This is a genomic window from Salinifilum ghardaiensis, from assembly GCF_054491345.1.
Window position 1 is genome coordinate 2,926,017 of sequence record NZ_CM137101.1, and the last position, 21,462, is coordinate 2,947,478.

Annotated in this window: 21 protein-coding genes and 3 pseudogenes; 13 read left to right on the forward strand and 11 right to left on the reverse strand. The window is 71.5% G+C overall.

Annotated features, from left to right (window positions below; all coding sequences use genetic code 11):
* Positions 1–52: 52 nt before the first annotated feature.
* Positions 53–307 (reverse strand): cupin domain-containing protein, encoded by a 255-nt coding sequence (locus tag ACVGV0_RS13335; protein WP_459155993.1) that lies wholly within the window; start codon positions 305–307, stop codon positions 53–55.
* Between the two features lie 108 nt (positions 308–415).
* On the reverse strand, positions 416–1,648 hold the full coding sequence (locus ACVGV0_RS13340) for an RNA-guided endonuclease InsQ/TnpB family protein (RefSeq protein WP_459155994.1): 1,233 nt from the start codon (positions 1,646–1,648) through the stop codon (positions 416–418).
* Positions 1,649–1,691: 43 nt separating this feature from the next.
* Between ACVGV0_RS13340 and tnpA the strand changes: the two are divergent.
* Positions 1,692–2,095 (forward strand): annotated as a pseudogene (tnpA, locus tag ACVGV0_RS13345) (IS200/IS605 family transposase).
* Positions 2,096–2,277: 182 nt separating this feature from the next.
* Here tnpA and ACVGV0_RS13350 read toward each other — a convergent pair.
* On the reverse strand, positions 2,278–2,766 hold the full coding sequence (locus ACVGV0_RS13350; RefSeq protein ID WP_459155995.1) for a MarR family winged helix-turn-helix transcriptional regulator: 489 nt from the start codon (positions 2,764–2,766) through the stop codon (positions 2,278–2,280).
* Positions 2,767–2,865: 99 nt separating this feature from the next.
* Between ACVGV0_RS13350 and ACVGV0_RS13355 the strand changes: the two genes are divergently transcribed.
* Entirely contained in the window at positions 2,866–4,080 is a 1,215-nt protein-coding gene (locus ACVGV0_RS13355; protein ID WP_459155996.1) for a cobalamin-independent methionine synthase II family protein, read from the forward strand.
* Positions 4,081–4,093: 13 nt separating this feature from the next.
* Positions 4,094–4,228 carry a hypothetical protein gene (locus ACVGV0_RS13360; RefSeq protein ID WP_459155997.1) on the forward strand — a complete coding sequence of 45 codons (135 nt, stop codon included), beginning with the start codon at positions 4,094–4,096 and terminating at the stop codon, positions 4,226–4,228.
* Positions 4,229–4,277: 49 nt separating this feature from the next.
* On the opposite strand, the gene ACVGV0_RS13365 is transcribed toward ACVGV0_RS13360, so the two are convergent.
* Positions 4,278–4,700 carry a DoxX family protein gene (locus ACVGV0_RS13365; RefSeq protein ID WP_459155998.1) on the reverse strand — a complete coding sequence of 141 codons (423 nt, stop codon included), beginning with the start codon at positions 4,698–4,700 and terminating at the stop codon, positions 4,278–4,280.
* Between the two features lie 160 nt (positions 4,701–4,860).
* Positions 4,861–5,952 (reverse strand): alcohol dehydrogenase catalytic domain-containing protein, encoded by a 1,092-nt coding sequence (locus ACVGV0_RS13370; RefSeq protein WP_459155999.1) that lies wholly within the window; start codon positions 5,950–5,952, stop codon positions 4,861–4,863.
* Between the two features lie 90 nt (positions 5,953–6,042).
* On the opposite strand from ACVGV0_RS13370, the pseudogene ACVGV0_RS13375 reads away from it, so the two are divergent.
* Positions 6,043–6,156 (forward strand): annotated as a pseudogene (locus tag ACVGV0_RS13375) (hypothetical protein); the annotation flags it as partial.
* A complete protein-coding gene (locus tag ACVGV0_RS13380) occupies positions 6,135–6,539 on the forward strand; it encodes a DUF6807 family protein (RefSeq protein ID WP_459156000.1) in 405 nt (134 codons plus the stop codon). The pseudogene ACVGV0_RS13375 and the gene ACVGV0_RS13380, both read left to right, overlap by 22 nt.
* Here ACVGV0_RS13380 and ACVGV0_RS13385 read toward each other — a convergent pair.
* Both ACVGV0_RS13385 and ACVGV0_RS13390 read right to left on the reverse strand, forming a co-directional pair.
* Positions 6,493–7,521 (reverse strand): LacI family DNA-binding transcriptional regulator, encoded by a 1,029-nt coding sequence (locus ACVGV0_RS13385; RefSeq protein ID WP_459156001.1) that lies wholly within the window; start codon positions 7,519–7,521, stop codon positions 6,493–6,495. The genes ACVGV0_RS13380 and ACVGV0_RS13385 overlap by 47 nt on opposite strands.
* A gap of 278 nt (positions 7,522–7,799) precedes the next feature.
* Positions 7,800–9,410, reverse strand: coding sequence for an ABC-F family ATP-binding cassette domain-containing protein (locus ACVGV0_RS13390; protein ID WP_459156002.1), 1,611 nt, complete (start codon positions 9,408–9,410; stop codon positions 7,800–7,802).
* A 148-nt stretch (positions 9,411–9,558) separates the two neighbouring features.
* Here ACVGV0_RS13390 and ACVGV0_RS13395 point away from each other — a divergent pair.
* The 5 genes and pseudogenes from ACVGV0_RS13395 to ACVGV0_RS13415 all read left to right on the forward strand — a co-directional run bounded on the left by ACVGV0_RS13395 (position 9,559) and on the right by ACVGV0_RS13415 (position 14,335).
* Positions 9,559–10,441, forward strand: a pseudogene (locus tag ACVGV0_RS13395) (class I SAM-dependent DNA methyltransferase).
* Between the two features lie 247 nt (positions 10,442–10,688).
* Positions 10,689–10,949: a DUF4242 domain-containing protein gene (locus ACVGV0_RS13400; protein ID WP_459156003.1), complete on the forward strand. Its 261-nt coding sequence runs from the start codon at positions 10,689–10,691 to the stop codon at positions 10,947–10,949.
* A gap of 44 nt (positions 10,950–10,993) precedes the next feature.
* Positions 10,994–12,283: an iron-containing alcohol dehydrogenase gene (locus tag ACVGV0_RS13405; RefSeq protein ID WP_459156004.1), complete on the forward strand. Its 1,290-nt coding sequence runs from the start codon at positions 10,994–10,996 to the stop codon at positions 12,281–12,283.
* 7 nt (positions 12,284–12,290) lie between these two features.
* On the forward strand, positions 12,291–13,652 hold the full coding sequence (locus ACVGV0_RS13410; RefSeq protein ID WP_459156005.1) for a MadS family sensor histidine kinase: 1,362 nt from the start codon (positions 12,291–12,293) through the stop codon (positions 13,650–13,652).
* Positions 13,649–14,335, forward strand: a complete 687-nt coding sequence (locus ACVGV0_RS13415) for a MadR family response regulator transcription factor (protein ID WP_459156006.1) — start codon at positions 13,649–13,651, stop codon at positions 14,333–14,335. The genes ACVGV0_RS13410 and ACVGV0_RS13415 overlap by 4 nt, the downstream gene beginning before the upstream one ends.
* A 4-nt stretch (positions 14,336–14,339) precedes the next feature.
* Here ACVGV0_RS13415 and mftM read toward each other — a convergent pair whose 3' ends face one another.
* The 4 genes from mftM to mdo form a co-directional block, all read right to left on the reverse strand.
* Positions 14,340–15,251 carry a mycofactocin oligosaccharide methyltransferase MftM gene (mftM, locus tag ACVGV0_RS13420; protein WP_459156007.1) on the reverse strand — a complete coding sequence of 304 codons (912 nt, stop codon included), beginning with the start codon at positions 15,249–15,251 and terminating at the stop codon, positions 14,340–14,342.
* Positions 15,248–16,765, reverse strand: coding sequence for a VWA domain-containing protein (locus ACVGV0_RS13425; RefSeq protein WP_459156008.1), 1,518 nt, complete (start codon positions 16,763–16,765; stop codon positions 15,248–15,250). Before ACVGV0_RS13425 ends, mftM begins: the two co-directional genes overlap by 4 nt.
* A 10-nt stretch (positions 16,766–16,775) precedes the next feature.
* Positions 16,776–17,933 (reverse strand): AAA family ATPase, encoded by a 1,158-nt coding sequence (locus ACVGV0_RS13430; protein ID WP_459156009.1) that lies wholly within the window; start codon positions 17,931–17,933, stop codon positions 16,776–16,778.
* Positions 17,934–18,012: 79 nt separating this feature from the next.
* A complete protein-coding gene (mdo, locus tag ACVGV0_RS13435; RefSeq protein ID WP_459156010.1) occupies positions 18,013–19,305 on the reverse strand; it encodes an NDMA-dependent methanol dehydrogenase in 1,293 nt (430 codons plus the stop codon).
* A 426-nt stretch (positions 19,306–19,731) separates the two neighbouring features.
* Here mdo and mftA point away from each other — a divergent pair, with 426 nt between their 5' ends.
* From mftA to mftC, 3 genes are all read left to right on the forward strand, one after another.
* Complete coding sequence (mftA, locus tag ACVGV0_RS13440) at positions 19,732–19,836, forward strand: mycofactocin precursor MftA (protein ID WP_459156011.1); 105 nt, start codon at positions 19,732–19,734, stop codon at positions 19,834–19,836.
* Positions 19,836–20,150 carry a mycofactocin biosynthesis chaperone MftB gene (gene mftB / locus ACVGV0_RS13445; protein WP_459156012.1) on the forward strand — a complete coding sequence of 105 codons (315 nt, stop codon included), beginning with the start codon at positions 19,836–19,838 and terminating at the stop codon, positions 20,148–20,150. Before mftA ends, mftB begins: the two co-directional genes overlap by 1 nt.
* Before the next feature lie 88 nt (positions 20,151–20,238).
* A complete protein-coding gene (gene mftC / locus ACVGV0_RS13450) occupies positions 20,239–21,459 on the forward strand; it encodes a mycofactocin radical SAM maturase (RefSeq protein ID WP_459156013.1) in 1,221 nt (406 codons plus the stop codon).
* The last annotated feature ends 3 nt before the right edge of the window (positions 21,460–21,462 follow it).

The window sequence follows — 21,462 nt, forward strand, 5'->3', positions numbered from 1 at the left end:
CGGCACGGCGGCGTGCGGTGCCCGGGGCCGGCGCCGGTTCCCGGGGCACCGCTCACGTCGGCCGTGCGTAGTCGGTGGCCGCGGCCCAGTCCACGATGACCGCGTCCTCGTCCCCGAGGACCCACGCGTCGTGACCCTGGGGCAGGTAGCTGACCTGCCCGGGACCGACGTCGAACTCCTCGCCGGAGGACATCCGCACGCGCACGGTCCCGGACACGTGGTACTGGAAGTGCGGCGCTTCGCACCAGTCCGTGCCGGCGAGCGGACGCACGTCCCGGCTCCACCGCCACCCCGGGTGCAGCACCATCCGCCCTACCGTGCCCACGTCCAAGTGGAGCACCTCGACCCGTCCGTGCGTGATCTCGCGGACCTCTTGACGTGCTTCCCGCCGTGAGCGGCGGGGATTCCGACGCGGCTACGCCGCGTGCGGAGCGGTGTTCCCTCGCGGGGTCCCGCTGCTTCCTGCTTCCACGCCAACCGCCCGCGTAGCGGGTCTTACGTCGGCTCCACAGGCGTTTTGCCTCTCCGCCCGCCCTGCGGCGAGGATGTTCTTCGCGGCGTTTTGATCCCGGTCGTGCACCGTGCCGCACGGGCACAACCAGGTGCGCACATCGAGGGGTTTCGACCCGTCGAGGCGGCCGCAGTCGGAACAGGTCTGCGACGTCGGCAACCATCGGTCGATGATCACCAGGTGGCGTCCGTACCGTGCGGCTTTGTACTCCAGCTGGCGGCGGAACGTGCCCCAGCTCGCGTCGTGCACGGACTTCGCCACCCGAGTGCGGGCCAGGCCGGAGACGGCCAGGTCTTCCAGCACGATCGTTTGGTTCTCACGAACGATGCTGGTCGTGGCCTTGTGCAGCCAGTCCCCGCGGGTGTCGGCGACCTTCGCGTGAGCACGGGCGAGTTTCTTGCGTGCTTTGTTGCGGTTGTTCGAGCCGCGTCGCTTGCGGCTGAGTTCCCGTTGGGCCCGTTTGAGTTTGCGTTCGGCCCGGCGCAGCACCTTCGGGTTGTCGATGACGCGGCCGTGCTGGTCCACCGCGAACGCCGACAACCCGAGGTCGAGTCCGAGTTCCACGTCGTGGCCGTGCCCGTCGACCGCGGCCGGCAGGGTGTCGTCGCCAGTCTCGACGACGAACGACGCGAAATACCGGTCCTCGGCGGTCTTGACCACGGTGACCGAACTCGGCGCACTCGGCAGGACCCGCGACCATGCCACGGAGACGTCGCCGATCCGGGCGAGACGCAGCGTGCCGTTGCCCCCGATCGAGAACCCGCCGGTGTGCAGCCGGATCGCTTGCCGCCGGTCGCGCTTGGACTTGAACCGGGGAGCACCCACCCGCTTGCCAGCACGCTTGCCCTGTTTCGAGTCGAAGAAGTTCTTGTAGGCGGCATCAGCATCGCGGATGGCCTGCTGCAGCACGATGTTGGAGCACTCCGCGAGCCAACCGCGTTCGTCGGTGCATTTCGCCTCGGTGATCAGCCGCTTCTGCAACACGGTGCCGCTCGGGTACTTCTCCCCTGCCTGGTAGGCGTCCTGGCGGGCGCGCACCGCGTCGTTGTAGACCACACGAGCGTTGCCGAACGCCTGCGCCAGCGCCCGCCGCTGAACCTCGTCTGGGTAGAGCCGGTAGCGGTACCGCAACTGCACGGCTGATCACCTCCCTTCGGGGATCACTGCATCATGTTGGTCTATGGCTGACACTGAAGACTATCGCACTGGTAGACACTGCGTTTCGGCATGCACGTTCATTTGGTCTTTGTGACGAAGTATCGACGGGACGTACTCACCGGCGAACACTTGGACTTTCTGACGTCGGTGTTCGGCAAGGTGTGCGCCGACTTCGACGCGGACTTAACCGAGTTCAACGGCGAGGATGACCACGTGCACCTACTGGTCGAACATCCACCGCAGGTGGCGGTGTCACGACTGGTGAACAGCCTGAAGGGCGTGTCCTCGCGGCGGCTGAAGCAGCAGTTCCGAGTGCGCACCCGCAGCGGCAAGCTCTGGTCTCCGAGCCACTTCGCTGCTTCGTGCGGTGAGGCGCCGCTGAGCATCATCCGGCAGTACGTGGAGAACCAGCGACGCCCTCCGTAGCGCGCCGACCAAAACCACTCCTGACCGACTACCTCCGGCCTGAAGGCCGGAACTTGCGCCGATTCAAGGCCCAGTCATGGTGACTCCTTCGGGTTGCCGAGGCCCCGAGAGTGCGCGCCTCGCGCGCCGCGAACCAGGGACTTTCGCCTCGCAGAGCGCAGCGCGGCCGTGCGCGTCCCCGCTCACCCGCGCTCGCGCAGCAGCCCTTCGGCGAAGGACCTCAGGTCCTCCACCATGCGCGCGACGCGGTCCTCGTCGAACTCGGCGAAGGCCCGCTCGTGCAGCCCGGTGAGCAGGTCGCGGCACTGCTCGACCACTTCCTCGCCCCGGCTGGTGAGGTGGTGCGACAGCCGGCGGCCGTCCGTCGAGCGCCGTTCGAGCAACCCGTCCCGCTCCAGGGACGCGGCCATCGCGCTGATCCCCTGCGGCGTCTGCGCGGTGAGATCGGCCAGCGCCGCGCCGGAGGCCCCCGGGTGCAGCTGCAGGCTCGCGAGCACCGTGAACGCCGCCAGCGACGTGCCCGCCGAGCGCAGCAGGTCATCGGCCACCCGGGCGTAGATCTGCGACACCAGGCGGAGCCGCAGCGGGATGTGCCCCGCACCGGCCAGGTCCGACTGCGCCAGCAGCTTGTCGAAATCCTCCAGTCGGAGAGGCCCTTTCCGCTCGGCCATGTGCACATGCTATCGGTGTCCTCGCCCGATCGCGGTCTTGCCAGCGCGCCGCATCTCCGCATATCAAGTGCTTGATACGTGGAGGAGGATGATGCGCGCATGTTGGCCAGTACCGAGCGGATCCGCACCACGCAGGCCGGCAGCCTTCCCCGGCCCGACGAACTCATCGAGCTCAACCGCGCCCGCGCCGGTGGAGAGGTCGACCACGACCGCTTCCGCAGCGGTGTCGACCAGGCCGTCGCGGACCTCGTGCAGCGCCAGCGCGGGACCGGCATCGACGTGGTCGGCGACGGCGAGTTCGGGAAGTCCATGAGCACGCGCGTCGACTACGGCGCCTGGTGGTCCTACTCGTTCCAGCGGCTCGGCGGACTGGAGCTGACCGATCAGGGGGTCGACGACATCAGCCACGACCCCGCCAAGTCCACCGGACTCGCGCTGTCGCGCTTCGCCGACCGCCGCGACCGGGCGCGCTTCGCCGAGGCCTACGCCGACCCGTCCGCCGGGATCACCACCGGAGGTTCGGGAGCGATGCGCTTCCCCGTCTGCCGCGGACCGCTGCACTACGCGGGGCACGACGCCATCCGGGCGGACATCGCCGCGTTCCAGCGCGCGCTGGAGCGCGCGGGCTTGGAAGAGGGCTTCATGACCGCCATCGCCCCCGGCAGCTGCGCCCGCATCGGCAACGAGCACTACGCCACCGACGAGGAGTTCCTCCACGCCTGCGCCGAGGCGATGCGCGAGGAGTACCAGGAGATCATCGACGCCGGTCTCATCCTGCAGCTCGACGACCCGGGCCTGGCCGAGAGCTGGGACCAGATCAACCCGGCCCCCGCCGTCGAGGACTACCGGCGGTGGGCGATGCGGCGGGTCGAAGCGCTCAACCACGCCCTCCGCGGCCTGCCGCAGGACCGCATCCGCTTCCACCTGTGCTGGGGCAGCTGGCACGGTCCGCACACCACGGACCTGCCGATGCGCGAGATCATCGACGTGCTGCTGCAGGTCGACGCGGGCGCGTACTCCTTCGAAGCGGGCAACGTCCGCCACGAGCACGAGTGGAAGGTCTGGCGGGACGTCACGCTGCCCGAGGACAAGCTGATCCTGCCGGGCGTGGTCAGCCACGCCACCAACGTCGTCGAGCACCCCGAGCTCGTGGCCGACCGGATCGTGCGCTTCGCCGAATGCGTCGGGCGGGAACGCGTGCTCGCCTCCACCGACTGCGGGCTCGGCGGACGGGTCCACCCGCAGATCGCCTGGGCCAAGCTCGAAGCCCTCGCCGAAGGCGCGGCCCTGGCCACGCAGCGGCTGTGGCCGTGACGAGTTCCGGCGGGTGCCGCGCCGCTCGATGCGGCGGCGCGGCACCGCGCAGCTCGTCGACGGGGTGCGGGCATCGTTGATGCCGGGCACCGCTCCGGACGAGCGCAACGACCCGCCGCCGCTGCCCGCGCCCCCGGAGCCGCCGTGAACACGGGCCGCGAAGCTCGCGCTCCCGCCTCGCGGACGGGGCCGCCGGATCACCGCGCCGGGCCGATCCGCTGCAGCACATCCGCTGTCCGGGACCACCGGCCCCAGGCGACGACGGCCGCGAGCAGCCCGAGCACCAGCGGCAGGAACAACGTCCCGCCGAGCGCGGGCACGACCAGGTGCGTGATGACCGCGCCGAGCATCACCAGCACCAGACCGAGCCCGGCCAGCCCCGCCAGCGCGGGAATCACCAGGCCGACCGCGCCGAGCAGTTCCAGGCTCCCGGTCAGGTACCGGAACCAGTGCCCCACTCCGATCCGGTCGAACATGTCCACGGCCGAAGCCGTGCCGACGAGCTTCGGCACCGCCGCGTTGCCCACGAAGTACAGGGCCAGCAGCACCTGCAGCACCCACAGGGCGATCTCGCCGATCCGCCCGCGACCGCCCAGCGCCTCCGTTCCGCGCGCGTGCATCGCGATCCCCTCCCCGCCAGGCCTCACGACCGGCCGCCGGACCGGTCGCCCGACACGTCCCATCGTCCCACCGATGGGGGCGGGAACCAGCCTCGCGGCCGGGACGGGGAGCACGCGCGCTCCGGCGGGTCGGGCCCGCCGGAGCGCGCAGCGGGCGGTCTCACCCGTTCGGCAGGATGGAGACCTTCACCGACTCGCCCGAGGTGTCGGCCACCAGGTCGAGCGCCTTCTGGAACTCGTCCAGCGGGAACTGGTGGGTGCAGATCTCGTCGACGGGAAGCGCGCCCTGCTCGAGCATCCGGATCGCGGCGGGCCAGCAGTACGGCCCCAGGTGCGCGCCGAGCACGTTCAGCTCCTTGTCGTCGGAGATGATCGACCAGTCGACGGTGACGTCCGAGCCGAACACCGAGTACTCGACGTAGGTGCCGAGTTTGCGCAGCAGGTTCAGCCCCTGTCCGACGGCGGCGACGGCACCGGTCCCCTCCAGGTAGACGTCGGCGCCGTAGCCGTCGGTGAGCCGGCCGACCTCGGCGGTGACGTCCTGCTTCGCCGGGTTGAGCACCACGTCCGCTCCGCAGCGGCGTCCCAGTTCGAGCTTGTTGTCATCGAGGTCGAGGGCCACCAGCGTCATCGGGTTCTTCTGCCGCGCCCCGGTGATCAGCCCCAGCCCGATCGGCCCGCAGCCGGCGACCACGACGACGTCGCCGAAGGTGATGTTCGCGCGCTCGACCGCGTGCAACGCGCAGGACAGCGGCTCGGCGTAGGCCGCGTGGTGCGGGGCGAGCTCGTGCGAGACCCGGTGCGCCCGCGCCTTCGGCGGAACGATCACGTACTCGGCCATGGCCCCGTGGTAGTTGCGGAAGCCGAACATGTCGTGCGGTCCGCACATCCAGTACTGCCCGCGCGCGCAGTAGCGGCACTGCTCGCAGGGGACGATCTGCTCGCACGCGACACGGTCCCCGAGGGAAACGCCGTGGCGCCGCAGGTCGGCGTCCGCGCCCGAGACGACCACGCCGACGAACTCGTGCCCGGGAGTGATGCCGCTCTGCGCGTACGCGGAGCGGTTCTCGTCGCCCCAGAACTTCGCGGCGCCGTGGTAGCACTTCAGGTCGCTGGCGCACACGCCCACGGCCTCGACCCGCAGCAGCAGCTCCCCTTCCCCGGGAGCGGGGACGTCGACTTCCTCGAGCCGGTAGTCACCGGGGCCGTGCATGACCACGCTGCGCATCCGCTCGGGCACCGAAGAGGACATGGTTAACTCCAATTCCGTTAACTATCACTACTGCAATGTGAATATTAGCGTGTCGTCCTTCCGGGCTCGTGTCAAAGCCCCGCACCCCGGATCCGGTGGCCTGCGAGTCGCGCAAGCCCTACGCGCACCGCTGCGCACACTTGCCGGCCACGTCGTGACCGGCTACCGGCCCACCACCACCGGTGGCACAAGGGCCTGCAGATGATCGCCAGCCACGTGTCCGGGCAGAACTTCTGGGGCGGCTGCACTGGCGCGGACCGCGCGAGTTCACCTGTGACGCCGTGCTCGGACCCGGCGACCTCGGTGGGGAGGCCACGAGGGGCCGGCAGGCACCGTGGCTGGCCTTCGCCGGCGAGCACGACGCCGTGGACGCGCACTCCGCCCTCGTCTTCGCGCACGCGTCGACGCGCCCTCACCGCGCACCCCTCGTAGCCCTCGACCGGGCACGAGCGGCGGCGACTGCGCCGAGCAGGCGGGAAGGATCGGTCCGCACCCGCGGACCCCCCGCACCGACCGCGTCCGCCTCGGAGGCGGTCGCGCTCAGCCGCGCTGCGGGGTGCTGTCGCGCAGGACGACCTGCCCGCTGAACCGCCGCAGGCGCCGCTGCCGGCGGTCGGCGTCCACGAGCATGTCGAAGGCCGCCTCCCCGAGCTTCTCCAGCGGAATACGCACGGTGCTCAGGCCGGGTGTGATGTCGCGGAGGGTGGCGATGTCGTCGAACCCGGCCACTGCCAGGTCGTGCACCCCGAGACCGTGCTCGCGGCAGGCCGCCATGGCCCCGACGGCCATGATGTCGTTGACCGCGAAGGCGCACTCCGCGCCGCGCTCACGGCGCAGCAGCTCGACGGCGGCCTCGTGGCCCCCGTCGCGGGTGAACTCGCCGTGCACCACGTCCGCGGCGGACAGCCCGATGCCCGCGCGGCGCAGCCCGTCGCGGAAACCGGCCAGCCGGTCCCGCGCCGTGAGCAGGTTCTGCGGCCCGGCCAGGACGGCGAACCGGCGGTAGCCGAGCTCGGTCAAGCGGGTGGCCAGCTCGCGCGCGCCGGCGCGGTTCTCGAGCACCACCGTGTCGCAGGACAACCGGTTCTGGCTGACCGCGACGACGCGGCCGCCTGCGGCGTCGAACGCGTCGATCTCGGTCCGCAGCGCCTCCTCGGGCTCGCTCTCGGTGGTGCGGCTGCCGACCAGGATCACGCCGCGCGCCCGCTGGTGCCGCAACGCCGCCACGTATTCCGCCTCCCGCTCGGGGCGCTGGGAAGTGCTGGACAGCGTCACCATCAAGCCGTGCGGCTCCGCGCGGCGGATCACACCGGCGGCGATCGTCGAGAAGTACGGGTCGGCGATGTCCGGAACCACGAGGCCGACGACGTTGGTCCTGCCCCGCGCCACGGCCTGCGCCGGGGCGCTCGGCGAGTAGTTCAGCCGCTCCGCCACCGCCTGCACGCGATCACGCAGGTCGTCACCGACCGCGCGGTCGCTGCCGTTGAGGACGCGGGAGGCCGTCGCCAACGACACGCCGGCCTCGCGCGCGACGTCGGCGAGGGTCAACCGACCTGCGTTCGAGGACATCGATCTCCTTTCCCCGGGGTGATGGTACCCGGTTCCGGGAAAGCTCTTTCCCGCGCGGTGCCGCCGCAGCGGGGCAGCCGCCGCACCACCACGTCCCATCCGGTACCGATCCCCTCCACCGCCGCGCACGCCGCTGGAGACGATCGCACGCGTGGAGGGCGTGCACGCGCTCACCGCCGCGCAGCCGGCCAGCTGGTCGGCGCGTGCTCGTCGGGCGGGAGGTATCGCCCTGCGCGGCGTGCCGACCCGCGGCGGTCCGGGTCCCGGCCGCACCGGGGTCATCCCACGACCGCGCCGCCGGCCATGTGCAACCGCCGGTGGGTCCAGCGCCGGCGCAGCCAGCGGTCGTGCGAGGCGACGACGATCGCGCCGGGAGCAGTCCCGAGAGCGTCTTCGAGCTCCTCGACGAGGCTCAGCGACAGGTGGTTCGTCGGTTCGTCCAGCAGCAGCACGTGCGGCGGCGCGATCAGCAGGCGGGCCAGGGCCAGCCGACGCCGCTGGCCGGTGGACAACCGGCCGACGGGCCGGTCGAGGTCCCGCGGTGCCAGCAGGCCCAGTTCGACCAGCGGCGGGCTGTTCCCGCCACCGCCCTCGTCGCACAGCTGCCGCGGTGTGCGGTTCCCGTCGCCGAATTCGACGTCCTGGTCCAGCATCCCGACCCGGACGCCCCGCGCGCGGTGCACCGCTCCCGCGTCGGGTGCGAGGCGGCCTGCGAGCACACCCAGCAATGTGGACTTGCCCGCGCCGTTGGCCCCGGTCACCATGATCCGCCCGCGTGCGGGGAGATCCAGCTCGTCCACGCGCAACCGGTCGGCGAGGCGGACTCCGCGCAGCGCCAGCGGGAGGTCGCAGGCCGGTTCGCGGGTCAGCGTTCCCGCGAAGGACAGCGGGACCGGTGGTTTGCGCACCTGGGTGCGGGTCAGTTCCGCGAGCCTGCGCTCGGCATCGCGCACCCGGCGGGAGACCTGCTGCTGCACGCGGTCGCCCCGGCGCCCGTAGGCCATCTTGTTCTTGTCCCGCATCTCGCGGTTGTGGCTGACGTCGCGCGCGGTGACCGCGAGCGCTCGCCGCTGCTGCGCGATCTCGTCCTGCTCCGCGCGGTACTGCTGCTCCCACCGGAGGCGCTCGCGGCGCTTCTCGACCAGGTAGTCGCTGTAGGACCCGCCGTAGCGGGTCGCGCCGTCGCGGGACGGGTCGAGGTCGAGGACGTCGGTGCACACCTCGTCGAGGAACACGCGGTCGTGCGAGGCCACGACCACGGCCCCGGGCAGGTCCGCGAGCTGGTGCTCGAGGAATCCGATCGCGGCGTCGTCGAGGTGGTTCGTCGGTTCGTCCAGCACCAGGGCGCGCGGCTGCCGGATGAGCAGCGCCGCCAGCGCCAACCGCGAGCGCTCCCCGCCGGAGAGGGCGGCGAGGCGCCGGCGGGGGTCCGCCGACGCGAGTCCGAGTCCTCCGAGGACGCGTTCGGCGCGGCGGTCCGCATCCCACAGCTCGTGGTCCTGCGCCCAGTCCACGAGCTCGCCGTACTCGGCGAGCGCCGCGGTGTCCTCGGGCGATTCCCGCATCCGTTCGGTGAGGACGTCCATGCGGCGCTGCGTCCCGCGGATCTCGGCGAGCGCGTCGTCGACGACGTCCTGCACCGCCGCCTCCTGCGGGAAGGGCAGCTCCTGCCGGAGGAAACCGCAGTCCTGCGGGCGCAGCACCGCACCGGTGTCCTCGTCCTCGACTCCGGCCAGCACGCGCAGCAGCGTCGACTTGCCGACGCCGTTCTCCCCGACCACGCCGATGCGGCGCCCGGCGGGGGCGGACACGGTGACCCCGGTGAGCACGCGGCGGCCCCCGTAGTGCTTGACGACGTCACGGGCGTGCAGGAAAGCGGCATCGGACACGAGGATCTCCCGGAATTCCGGTGGCGGAGGCAGCGGGAAGCCGGATGCGCGTGCGGACGCGTCCTGCCGATACCGGAGTGGGAACCGGTGGAGCTCGGCGGCGGAACTCGCCGCGGGCGGACGGTCGTCGGCGCGGTCTCAGGAGATCATGCTCCGAGGTTATGCACGTCCCCAGCGACCGTCAAACCGATTTTCCCCGTGCGCACCGGACGCCCCGGTGCGCACGGATCCACGTGCGCGGCGGTTCCGCGCGCCGCCACGGCTGCTCGTCGCGCGGCGCGATCCCCCGGAGGTGGCGCCGTCCGCGCCGGGAACGGGTGGCTTCGAAGCAGGTGCCGGCCGGCGCTACGGTGCTCGCACGGACGAACCGGATTTCCTGCGGCGCACCCGGTGGTCCTACGACGCGGGTGCGGACGCGTACGCGTCGTGGATCCGCGGGGAACTGGCGGCCAAGCCCGTGGACCGCGCCGTGCTCGGCGGGTTCGCCGAGCTCGTCCGCACCGCCGGTACCGGTCCGGTCGCCGACGTCGGCTGCGGGACCGGCCGCATCACCGCGCACCTGAGCGGTCTCGGTCTCGAGGTGTTCGGCGTGGACCTGTCCGCGCATGCTCGCTGCGGCGAGGCGGGAGCACCCCGGGCTGCGCTTCTCCGAGGGGTCGATGCTCGGCCTGGACATCGGCGACGCGGCGCTCGGCGGTCTCGTCGCCTGGTACTCGGTCATCCACCTCCCGGAGGAGCACCGGCCGGTCGCCTTCGCCGAGTTCGCCCGGGTGCTGGCCCCCGGCGGCTACCTGCAGCTGGCCTTCCAGGTCGGTGACGAGGTCGAGCACCGCACCGACGTGGGCGGCGCCCCCGTCTCGCTCGACTTTCACCGGTTGCGGCCGGAGGGGCTCACCGGCCTGCTCGAACGGGCGGGGCTGGACGTGCGCGCCCGCCTGGTGCGCGAGCCGGACGGTAGCGGCGACTACAGCGAGGGGACTCCGCAGGGCTTCCTGCTCGCCCGCAAACCGCTCGCCCCCGCGCAGGGCTGATCGAGCGGTCCCGCGACACGTCCGGGCGCCTTCGGGCATCGGCTGCCAACCGCACCCCGCCCGCGGAGCGGCTATCGCAGGTGCACCGGGGTTGCTCGCTGGTCACCTGACCATCCGGGCAGGTGCGCGCACCGCCCCGGAGGGGTTACGCCCGGGTGGCGCACCGATTACCGTCGTGCTATGCCGTGCGTCACTCACGCGAGGTGGCGCGGCCACGAGTACCGAGGGAGCTGCCGTGGAGCGTTACGTGGTGGAACGAACCGTGCCCGGGGCCGGGGACCTCTCCGGGGGAGAGCTGCGCGAGCTCTCGGCGAAGTCGAACGAGGTCCTCGCCGGGATGGGCGATGAGGTGCGCTGGATCGAATCCTACGTGACCCCCGACAAGCTCTACTGCGTCTACGAGGCGACCGACCCGGAACGCATCGAGGAACACGCGCGTCGAGGCGGGTTCCCCTGCGACCGGGTGAGTCCCGTGCGCACCGTGATCGATCCGGGGACCGCGTCCTGAGCGCGTGCTGCACCCAAGCCGCGTACGCATCTCGGAGGCAGCCGATGACAGGACTTCGCCCGGGCGTGGGCACCGGTGATGTCGGGACCGTCCCGGAGCAGCTGAGCGAAGCCCCGCCCACCGGCACCGCGCCGGAAGCCGAACAGCCGCCAGCGGGGAATCCGACGGCAGAGCAACCGGCAGCGGGTCAGCTCGCCAAGTTCCACGCCCCCGAGATCGTGTTCGGGCCCGAAGCCCTGTCCGAACTCGGGCACAGCGCGGGCCGCCTCGGCGCGCGCCGCCCGTTCCTGGTCACCGACCCGGGCGTGGTCGAAGCCGGGTGGGTCCGCGAGGCCTGCGCGCACCTGCGCTCGGTCGGCCTGCACCCCGTCGTGTTCAGCGAGCTCACCCCGAACCCCAAGGACCACGAGGTCCAGGCCGCCTACGCCGAGTACGTCGAAACCGGCAGCGACGTGATCGTCGCGGTGGGCGGCGGTTCGTGCGTGGACGCCGCCAAGGGCGTCGCCATCCTCTCCGGCAACGGCGGCCACGTCCTCGACTACGAAGGCGTGGACGAAGTCGTCAAACCGATCCCACCGCTGGTCATGGTGCCCTCGACCTCTGGGACGGGTGCCGACGTCTCGCAGTTCTGCGTGGTCACCGACACCGCTCGGTCGACCAAGGTGACCATCATCAGTCGCACCCTCGTCCCGGAGATCTCGATCGTCGACCCGCGGCTGCTGACCACGATGCCGGAGTGGCTCAACGCCGCCACCGGGCTCGACGCGCTCACCCATGCCGTCGAGTCGTACGTCTCCCGCGCGCACAACCCCCTCACCGACCACCACGCGCTGCACGCCGTCGGCCTGGTCACCGGGAACCTGCTGCACACCCTGATCGCCCCGCACCAGATGCCGGCCCGCACGGCGATGGCCCAGGGCTCGCTGGAGGCGGGCATGGCCTTCACCAACGCGATCCTCGGCGCCACCCACTCGATGAGCCACCAGGTGGGCGGGTTGCTCGACGCCCCGCACGGGGTGATCAACGCGATCCTGCTGCCGCACGTGATCCGGTTCAACGCCGCGGAGGACCCCGAGCGCTACCGCCCCCTGGCCGGCGCCGCGGGCATCGACGCCGACCGCGCGCCCGCCGACGAAGCGGCCGACATGCTCGCCGACCGGGTGCGCGAACTCGCCGACTCCGTCGGCGTGCCGCGGGGGCTGGTCCGGCTCGGCGTCGGCGAGCACAACGTCGAGCACCTCGCACGCACGACGCTGCGCGACGCGTGCCTGACCACCAACCCGCGCCCCATGGACCAGCACCAGGTCGAGGCGCTGTTCCGCGCTGCCATGTGAGGTCGGCATGGACGACGTCGCCCGCTCTGACGACCCGGCCACGCTCGGCGAGCTGACCGGAGTGCGCTCCAGCAAGCACTCGTTCTACCCCGAGTACCGCCGTTCCAACGAACGCCTCACGCGCACCGTGCAGGCGCTCGACGAGATATCGCAGGCGCTCGTGCGGTCGGCGGAAGGGCCGCGCGCCTTGGTCGAGGCGGTCGTCACCGCCGCCGCGGAGCACCTGCAGGCCCGGTGGCTGCTGTTGGCGATCTCGGGCGGGCGACTGGCCGGGATGCGCCCGGGGCAGCTGTTGTACCACCACGGCCGGCTCATCGACCGCGAACAGGACCTCCCCGGTGAGGTGCGCGAGCACCTGGCGACGGTGCGGGACGCCCCGCGGGAGCTCGAGTCCTGCTCGATCGCCACCGGACTCGTGCGGGCGCCGATGATGCTCGAGGAGGAACCGGTCGGCGGGATCGTCGCGCTCGCGGGGCCGCAGGTGCAGCTCGCCGACACGGACCTGGCGATCATCCGCGTGCTGGCGAACCAGGCCGCGGTGGCGCTGTACAACGCGCACCTGTTCCAGACCGCGGCGCACCTGCGCGGCAGGGCCGACCAGCTCACCGCGGAGGCCTCGCGGCAGGCCGAGCACCTCGTGCAGCGCCAGGCCGAGCTCGAGGACGTCCAGCAGCGGCTGACCGCCGCGATCCAGCGGCAGGTGATCGACGAGGAACGCCACCGCATCGCGCGCGAACTGCACGACAGCGTCACCCAGGCCGTGCTCAGCGCGGGCATGATCGTCGAGGTGTGCCGTTCGGAGCTGGAGGGCGTGCCGGGCCCGGCCGGCGACGTGGCCCACCGGCTGGCGCCGGCCAAGGAACTCACCCAGCAGGCGGTCTCGCAGCTGCGCTCGGCGATCTACGCCCTGCACAACGCCAGCGACGAGGCCCCCGGTTCGCTTCCGGTGCTGCTGGAGCGGCTCTCGCACGTGCACCTGCCCACCGAGGTCGAGGTGTCGGTGCGGGTGGCGGGTGAGCCGGTGGCGCTGCCGCCCGCGGTCGAGCACTCGATGCTGCGGTTAACCGGTGAGGCGCTGTTCAACACGGCCACGCACGCCAACGCCGCGCGCGCGGTGGTGGATCTGCACTACTCCGACGAGCGGGTGGTGCTGTCGGTCGCCGACGACGGCACCGGCGACCCGGAGGCGCTGCAGCGGGCCCTCCTCACCGGCGGGAACGAGCGCGCCGGGCACCACTGCGGTCTGGCGAACATGGCGGGCAGGGCCGAGGAAATGGGCGGGGAACTGAGCATCCGGCGCGCGGATCTCGGCGGCGTGCTGGTGCACCTGGCGGTGCCGCTGCCCCTGGCTTGGAGGGATTGGCGATGACTGAAGCCGCCACGCGCGGAAGTGCCGCCCCGGCTGCGCAGCACGGCAGCGGCGAGGTGCGGATCATGCTGGTCGACGACCACGCGATCGTCCGCCAGGGGCTGCGCGCCGTGCTGGAACGCGAGCACGACCTCGCGGTGGTCTGCGAGGCCTCCAGCGCGGAGGAGGCGCTCGCGTTCGTCCCCCGCTGCGAACCCGAGGTCGTGCTGCTGGACCTGAAGCTCTCCTACGGGGACTCCACCGAGGGGCTGCAGCTGTGCGAGGAGATCACCAGCGCGCACAGCGGCATCGGCGTGCTCGTGTTCACCACGTTCCTGGAGGACGACCTCGTGGTGGAGGCGCTGCGCCGGGGCGCGCGGGGGTACGTTGTCAAGGACGTGGACACCACCGAGCTGGTGCGCTCGATCCGGGCCGTGGCGCGCGAGGAGTGCGCGTTCGACTCGCGGTCCGCGGCGGCGATGGCGCACTCGATCAGCAACCAGGAAGAGGAACCGGAACTGACCACCCGCGAACTGCGGGTGCTGGAGCTTCTCGCCCGCGGGTTGAGCAACCGGGAGATCGGCGGCCAGCTCTACATCTCCGAGACGACGGTGAAGTTCCACGTGCGCAACGTGATGCGCAAGCTGTGCGTGTCCAGCAGGGCCGAAGCCGTCTACTCCGCGAGCAAGGCGGGGCTGATCTAACAGCTCAACCCCTGTCGATCACCAGCCAGCCGCCGTGGTGCTGGTGCACCTCGAACGGTTCGCCGGTCCAGCGGCCGAGCTCCTCCAGCGCGTACGGGTCGAACGTGCGCACGTGGCCGTAGGCCGCGGTCGGTTCCTGTTCGAAGGGGACGGCGACGACGACGCGGCGCCGGGCCAGGCGCCGCGCCTCGGCGAGCACGGCGGCCCCGTGCTCCGGTTCGAGGTGTTCCAGCAGGTGCACGGCCAGCACGGTGTCCACCGCGCCGTCCGGCAGCGGCACGCGCGCCGCGTCGCAGACCAGGGTTCCCATCGGCACGCCCCGGTGCCGCGTCATGCGCCGCAGCAGGTCGATGGAACCCTGATCGATGTCGGAGGCGATGACCTCGGTGCCGCCCCGTTCGGCCAGCAGCACGGGGAGGAAGCCGAAGCACGCCCCCAAGTCCAGCACGCGCCCGCCCGGCACGAGTTCGAGGCAGCGCCGGTAGACCGGGACGATCTCCGCGATGGAGGAGCTCTCCTCGCCCGGCGCGCTCGACCACAGCTGCCGGATGCGTTCGAGGGTGTTGTCGTAGAACAGCGACCACCCCCGCACCGGATCGTCCACAGTGGTCTTGACGACCCCGGTGAACACGCGCTCGAACACCTCGGCGCCGTTGAGCCACCCCGGGACGAACAGCTCCTCCACGAGCAGCCCGGCGAGTTCGTTGTCGAGCCGCTCCGGCGCTACCCGATGGCCGATGCGCAGCCGGTCCCCGTTGCGGCGCAGGCAGAAGTGCCGCGTGCTGGCCACGGTGCGCTGCTCGGTTCCGCCCATGAGCTCGGCCCGGGTGACCTCGATGAGCCCGTCGGAGTACCGCCCGGGGGTCGACGCGTCGAAGGCGTCGATCGGCCCACCGGTGCGCAGCGGCACGCTCATCGCCCGGTCACCTCCTCGGCCATCCGCTCCGCGGTGCGGCGCAGCCCGGTCAGGTCCCGCACCACCTGCACGCGGTCGCAGTTCTCGGCGTAGTGCGGCAGGTCGCACCCGCCCAGGGCCCACGAGTGGCGGGGTTCCGGGGTGAGCCAGATGAGCTCGCGGCACGCCCGCGAGATCTCCTCCAACGCAGGGAGGTTCGGCGGCCGGCCGTTGTTGCGGCCATCGCCGAGGACGACGACCGTGGTGCTGCGGTCGAGCGCCCCGCGGTACTCCTCGAGGAAGTCGCCGAACACCTTCCCGCAGTCGGAGTCGGCGTCCACGTCGAGGGTGCGCCCGTCGAAGATCAACCCGAGCGCGTGCTCGCTGGGACGGGTGCTGAACAGCGAGGTGACCTCGGCGACTTCGGCGACGAAGGCGAAGCTGCGCACCTTCCGGAACCGGTTCTGCAACCCGTGCACCAGGTGGAGGGTGAACCGGGCGGTGGCGCGCACCGACAGGCTCACGTCGGCGAGCACGACCAGCCGCGGTTTGTCCTCGGTGCGGCGCACCGCGATCGGGCGAAACGGAACCCCGTCGAAGCGCATGTTGCGACGCATGGTCCGGGCCGAGTCGACGCGCCCGCGGGAGGAGATCACGCGACGGCTGGTGAGCCCGCCGCGCAGGCTCTGCGCCAGCTGGTTCAGCGAGTCCTCGAGCTCCTCCCGCTCGCTGCGGTCGATCCGGTCCAGCACCGCGGGGTCACCGGCCTCCTCGACGTCGTGCCCGGCGGCGAGCAACCGCGCGATGTGCTGCTCGAGCGCCTCCGGCAGGTGCTGCAGCAGTCCGGACAACCGGCGGCGCAGCGCGGCGGCGTCGTCGGCGTCGCCGTCGTCCTCCGCCGCGGTCGGATCGGAAAGCGGCGACAGCCAGCCCAGCAGGGCGTCCTGCTGCTCGTCGGTCAGATCGGCGTCGATGCGCTGCGCGTTGGCCGAGGACAGCTCCCCCGGCGGCGGGGTGCTGCCCATGCGGTCGGTTTCCAGCTGCACGTGGTCGCTGTTGTCGATGCCGGCCACGTCGTCCTGGGAGAGCATGAGCTCGTCGGAGGAGTCGGAGCTCATGCTGATCGGGTTCAGTTCCGGGTGCGGGCTGTAGCGCTCGATGAGGTCGTCCTCGTCGAACAGGTCGCCGACTTCGGCGTCCGGGCTTTCCATGTCCGCGCGCGGCGGGCGCTGCTCGACGTCGCCGAGGGTGAAATCCTCCAACGCCGCGCCCGCCGCCGGTTCGTCCTCCGCCGCGGGTTCATCGGCGGCGGCGACGGGATCTGCGGCGAAGAGGGCGGCGAACAGCTCGTCGAACACCGGGTCGTCGCGCTGGTCCTTGATCAGCGCACTGCGCAACGCCTCCCGGAACAGCGCGCGCTCCTCCAACACCCCCGGCGCGCACAGGCCGCGCAGTGCGTCGAGCACTTCGGACACCGAAAGGCGCACACCGCGCATCCGCAGCAGACGGGCGAAGCGCACCACTGTGGACTCCACGAGCCCTCCTTCAGACGTTGCCGCGGCGGAACTTGGAGGTGAACGACCGCTCCCCCTGGCCGGCGCTCACCCGGGGCGGGGTGGAGCGTTCGCCGTTGCCGGTCCGGCCGCGTTCCCCGTGCGCGTCCGGTTCCCCGTAGATGCCGGGGCCGTGCCGGCCGGGCTCGTCCTTGGCGCTGCGCACCGCCCGGCCCTCCCGGTCGGCCGGGCCCCCGGCCCCCGGGGTGCCGGCGGTGCCGGGGACCTCCCCCTCGACGAGCGCGTCCAGCTGTTCGCGGGCGCGGGCGAGGTCCTTGTCGTACTTGAGCACCACCGACAGCGTGGATTCCAGCTCCTCGGTGCCGAGTTCGGCGATGCCCAGCACGGCTAGCGTGCGGGCCCAGTCGACCGCCTCCGCGATGCTCGGCGGTTTGCGCAGGTCCAACTCGCGCAGTCCGCGCACGACCTGCACCAGGTGCGCGGCCAGCGCGTCGCCGACCCCGGTGCTCTTGGAGCGGAGGATCTCCAGCTCCCGGCCGGCGTCCGGGTAGTCGAGGAACAGGTGCAGGCAGCGGCGTTTCAGCGCCGCGGACAACTCCCGGGTGTTGTTCGAGGTCAGCACCACGTGCGGCGGGTGCTGCGCGGTGAAGGTGCCGATCTCGGGGACCGATACCTGCCCTTCGGACAGGATTTCCAGCAGCACCGCCTCCAGGGCCTCGTCGGCGCGGTCGATCTCGTCGACGAGCAGCACCACCGGCGTTTCCGAGCGGATCGCCTCCAGCAGCGGCCGCGCGGACAGGAAGCGCTCGGAGAAGAACACGTCCTCGTGCGCGCCGATCTCCTCGACCGCTCCGGCGATGTCGGTGGAGCTCTCGACGATCTCGCCGATCTTCTCCCGCAACATCTGGGTGTAGAGCATCTGCTTGCCGTAGTCCCACTCGTACAGGGCCCGGCTCTCGTCCTGCCCCTCGTAGCACTGCAGCCGCACCATGCGCCGCCCGGTGGCCTCGGCCAGGGCCCGGGCGAGTTCGGTCTTGCCGACGCCGGCCGGTCCTTCCAGCAGCACGGGCTTTTCCAACCGGGTCTGCAGGTACACGGTGGTGGCCAACCTGCGGTCGGCCAGGTAGCCGACCTCGGCCAGGGCGCTGGCGGTGTGCTCGACGGAGTCGAAGCTCTGCGTAGGGCTCAAGGCCTCGCCTTTCCACGTGGTTTCCGGTGCGGCGCCACCGGCGCCCGCCGCGGTGGGCGGGCGCCGGTGGCGGGTGGCCTCAGGTCAGCAGGTCGTCGAGATCACCGTTGAACGCGTGCTCCACGACCGGGCGCACGGTCTCGAAGGTGGTCTCCTTCGGGTTCCCGGGCGTGCAGGCGTCCCCGAGGATGTGCTGCGACACGCGGTCCACGTCGTCCTTGTCGCCCTTGATGGCGATGCGCTTCTCGTAGAACTTCGTCGGACCCTGCCCCAGGCGGTTCTTCTCGTGGGTGTCCCGGGTGATGTCGGTGAACTTCTCCGTGATGCCCACGTCGCGCAGCAGCCGGACCGCTGCGGCCACGGCGGCGTCGGCGGCCTTCACGTCGTTCATCCCGGTGGTGTCCACGCCGAGCGCCTCGGCCAGCTCGGCGTACTGCTTGTAGGCCACGGGCAGGTTCCAAGCCCACACGCGCGGCAGCGCGATCGCGTTGTTCAACCCGTGGTGGGTGTCGTAGAAGGCGCTGACCGCGTGCGAGATCGAGTGGACCACGCCGAGACCGCCGGAGTTGAACGCCTGCCCCGCGATGTACTGGGCGTACATCATGCCTTCGCGGGCGGCCAGGTTCTGCCCGTTCCACGTGGCGGTGCGCAGGTGCTGCCCCACGAGTTCGGCGGCGTGGCGCGCCTGCCCCATGGAGGGGGTGAAGTCGAGCCGGGCGACGTAGGGCTCGGAGGCGTGCGCGAGCACGTCGAAACCGCACTGCGCGGTGAAGTGGGTGGGCAGGTCGTAGTACAGCACCGGGTCGTCGATGGCCAGGGTGGTCACAGAGTGGTCGTCGAAGGCGACGTACTTGTGCGGGTTCTCCGGGTCGGTGGTGGTGTCGGTGATGACGTAGGCCCACGAGGTTTCCGAACCGGTGCCCGCCGTGGTGGACACGGCGATGTGCGGCGGGTTCTTGGCGTTCTCGCTCTTGTTGAAGCCCTCGAACTCGTTGACGTTGCGCCCGTCGTGGGCCACCGAGATCCGCGCGCCCTTGCACGCGTCGTGCGAGGACCCGCCGCCGATGGAGATGAATCCGTCGCAGGAGTTCTCCTGGTAGAGCTGCACCGAATCCATGACGTTGTAGTCCTTCGGATTCGACTCCACCTTGTCGTACAGGACCGGTTCGAGGCCGTGGTACTTCAGCGACTCGAAGATCTTGTGCACGATGCCGGTTCCGCGCAGTCCGGAGGTCATCACCAGCGGTCGGCGCATTCCGATGCCAAGGGCCTCCGGACCGATCATCTCGTGCGATCCCGGCCCGAGCAGCGCCCGGGGAACCGGGTGGAACTCCTTGAGCGGGAAGGGTTTGAACAGCTCTTCGACCTGCATTCGATTCTCCTCTCACCGCGCGCACCGCTGCACTCCCCGACGCGCGTTCGCTCGTGGTCTCCGCATTCGCGAGGTGACGCGGATCACCTGCACCGGCACGCTAGGGCGACCCGGAGCCGGCGCGGAAGGCTTCGCGGCGGGAACCGCCGCCTCGGCCAGGCAACCGCGACCGGGCGGTCCGGGGCGGCCCCGTGCGAACGGACGGGGGAACCACCTGCCCGCCGCGGGAAATGCCCGGCGCACCCGCGTTCCGCACGGCTTTACCGCCGCGCGGAGCAGTCGGTGTAGGACTGCTACCTGCCCGAATGGAGGGGGAAACCACGTCCGCTGGCACGGCGTCCACCTGCCGTCGCGCCGACTAACTTCGGCTCCGGTCGGTGCGGATCCGAGGACCGCACCACCCGCGATGGATCAGGAGGATGCGCGATGAGCGAGCAGAACGGTTCCGAGCAGCCGGCGGCCGAGGACGTCGCCGCTGAGGAGCTCCTCGTCGAGGAGGTCTCGATCGACGGGATGTGCGGGGTCTACTGATGTCGGCCGAGACCCGCTCCTCCGGGGCCGCCGCGGCCCCGGAGGAGTCCGCCCCGGTTTTCGACCCGGACCGCCCGTACCGGTTGAGTCCGAACGTGGCGCTGCGGCCCGAGCGCTTCGGCGCGCTGGCCTACCACTTCGGCACCCGCCAGCTCTCGTTCTTGAAGACGCCGCAGCTGGTCGAGATCGTGCGGGAGCTGACGCAGCACTCCTCGGTCCGGGCGGCGGTGACCCACCTGCCCGGGGCCGAGCAGGCGAGCTACCTGAAAGCCCTGGCCGCGCTGGCGCGCACGGGCATGATCGTGCCCGCGTGAGCGCGCCCCCGGCAGCCGAGGAGGCCGCTGCGCCCCTCGGTGCCGGTCCCTCCCCGGCGCCGCCGGGGCCGACCCGATAGGAGGTCCGATGAACGCGCCGTTGAAGACCAGCACCGCCACCACCTCGCAAGCCCCACCGCTGGTGGAGCAGTTCAAGTACGGGCTGGACGCGCCGATCTGCCTGACCTGGGAATGGACCTACGCCTGCAACCTGTCCTGCGCGCACTGCCTGTCCTCGTCCGGCAGGCGCGACCCGGACGAGCTGAGCACCGGCGAGATCAAGGCCGTCATCGACGAGCTCGAGCGGATGCAGGTCTTCTACGTCAACATCGGCGGTGGCGAGCCGACCGTGCGCCAGGACTTCTGGGAACTGGTCTCCTACGCCGTGGACCACGACGTGGGCATCAAGTTCTCCACCAACGGCCACCGGATCGACGCCGAGCGCGCCCGGTGGCTGGCCGCGACCGACTACGTGGACGTGCAGATCTCGCTGGACGGAGCCACCCGCGAGGTCAACGACGCGGTGCGCGGGCCGGGTTCGTACGACGCGGCCGTGGCCGCCATGGCCAACCTGCACGCGGCCGGCATGCGCGGGTTCAAGATCTCGGTGGTGATGACCAGCCAGAACGTCGGCCAGCTCGACGAGTTCAAGCGCATCGCCGACGGCTTCGACGCGCAGCTGCGCATCACCCGGTTGCGCCCCTCGGGCCGGGGTGCGGACGTGTGGGACGAGCTGCACCCCAGCGCCGAGCAGCAGTACACCCTCTACCGGTGGCTGCTGGAGCACGGCGAGGAGGTGCTCACCGGCGACTCGTTCTTCCACCTCAACGCGCTGGGCTCGGACCCGCTGCCGGGGCTGAACCTGTGCGGTGCCGGGCGCGTGGTGTGCCTGATCGACCCGGTCGGCGACGTCTACGCCTGCCCGTTCGCCATCCACGACGCCTTCCACGCCGGCAACGTCCGCGAGGCGGGATTCGGCCCCGTGTGGCGGGACTCCGAGCTGTTCCACGAGCTGCGCCGGCCGCAGACCGGTGGGGCGTGTCTGTCGTGCTCGGCCTACGACGCCTGCCAGGGTGGGTGCATGGCGGCGAAGTTCTTCACCGGGCTCGCGCTGGACGGGCCGGATCCCGAGTGCGTCAAGGGCCACGGCGAGGCCGCACTGGCCCAGGTCGACGCGGAGCAGGCGCCGCGGCCCGCGCAGGACCACTCCAGGCCCAGTGCGAAGCAGCAGCAGGTGATGCTGGGCCTGCCCGGGCTGCGCCGACCCGACCGCGCCTGCGACGAGAGCCCGCTGGCGGGCATGACCTGAGCG

Bases quoted from the DNA above. Each gene is read 5' to 3' on its own strand.
- mftB (WP_459156012.1), top strand. From the start codon at position 19,836: ATGTCGGCCGAGACCCGCTCCTCCGGGGCCGCCGCGGCCCCGGAGGAG.
- ACVGV0_RS13415 (WP_459156006.1), top strand. From the start codon at position 13,649: ATGACTGAAGCCGCCACGCGCGGAAGTGCCGCCCCGGCTGCGCAGCAC.
- ACVGV0_RS13355 (WP_459155996.1), top strand. From the start codon at position 2,866: ATGTTGGCCAGTACCGAGCGGATCCGCACCACGCAGGCCGGCAGCCTT.
- mdo (WP_459156010.1), bottom strand. From the start codon at position 19,305: ATGCAGGTCGAAGAGCTGTTCAAACCCTTCCCGCTCAAGGAGTTCCAC.
- ACVGV0_RS13410 (WP_459156005.1), top strand. From the start codon at position 12,291: ATGGACGACGTCGCCCGCTCTGACGACCCGGCCACGCTCGGCGAGCTG.
- ACVGV0_RS13405 (WP_459156004.1), top strand. From the start codon at position 10,994: ATGACAGGACTTCGCCCGGGCGTGGGCACCGGTGATGTCGGGACCGTC.
- mftA (WP_459156011.1), top strand. From the start codon at position 19,732: ATGAGCGAGCAGAACGGTTCCGAGCAGCCGGCGGCCGAGGACGTCGCC.
- ACVGV0_RS13370 (WP_459155999.1), bottom strand. From the start codon at position 5,952: ATGTCCTCTTCGGTGCCCGAGCGGATGCGCAGCGTGGTCATGCACGGC.
- ACVGV0_RS13335 (WP_459155993.1), bottom strand. From the start codon at position 307: ATGGTGCTGCACCCGGGGTGGCGGTGGAGCCGGGACGTGCGTCCGCTC.
- ACVGV0_RS13350 (WP_459155995.1), bottom strand. From the start codon at position 2,766: ATGGCCGAGCGGAAAGGGCCTCTCCGACTGGAGGATTTCGACAAGCTG.
- ACVGV0_RS13365 (WP_459155998.1), bottom strand. From the start codon at position 4,700: ATGCACGCGCGCGGAACGGAGGCGCTGGGCGGTCGCGGGCGGATCGGC.
- mftC (WP_459156013.1), top strand. From the start codon at position 20,239: ATGAACGCGCCGTTGAAGACCAGCACCGCCACCACCTCGCAAGCCCCA.
- mftM (WP_459156007.1), bottom strand. From the start codon at position 15,251: ATGAGCGTGCCGCTGCGCACCGGTGGGCCGATCGACGCCTTCGACGCG.
- ACVGV0_RS13385 (WP_459156001.1), bottom strand. From the start codon at position 7,521: ATGTCCTCGAACGCAGGTCGGTTGACCCTCGCCGACGTCGCGCGCGAG.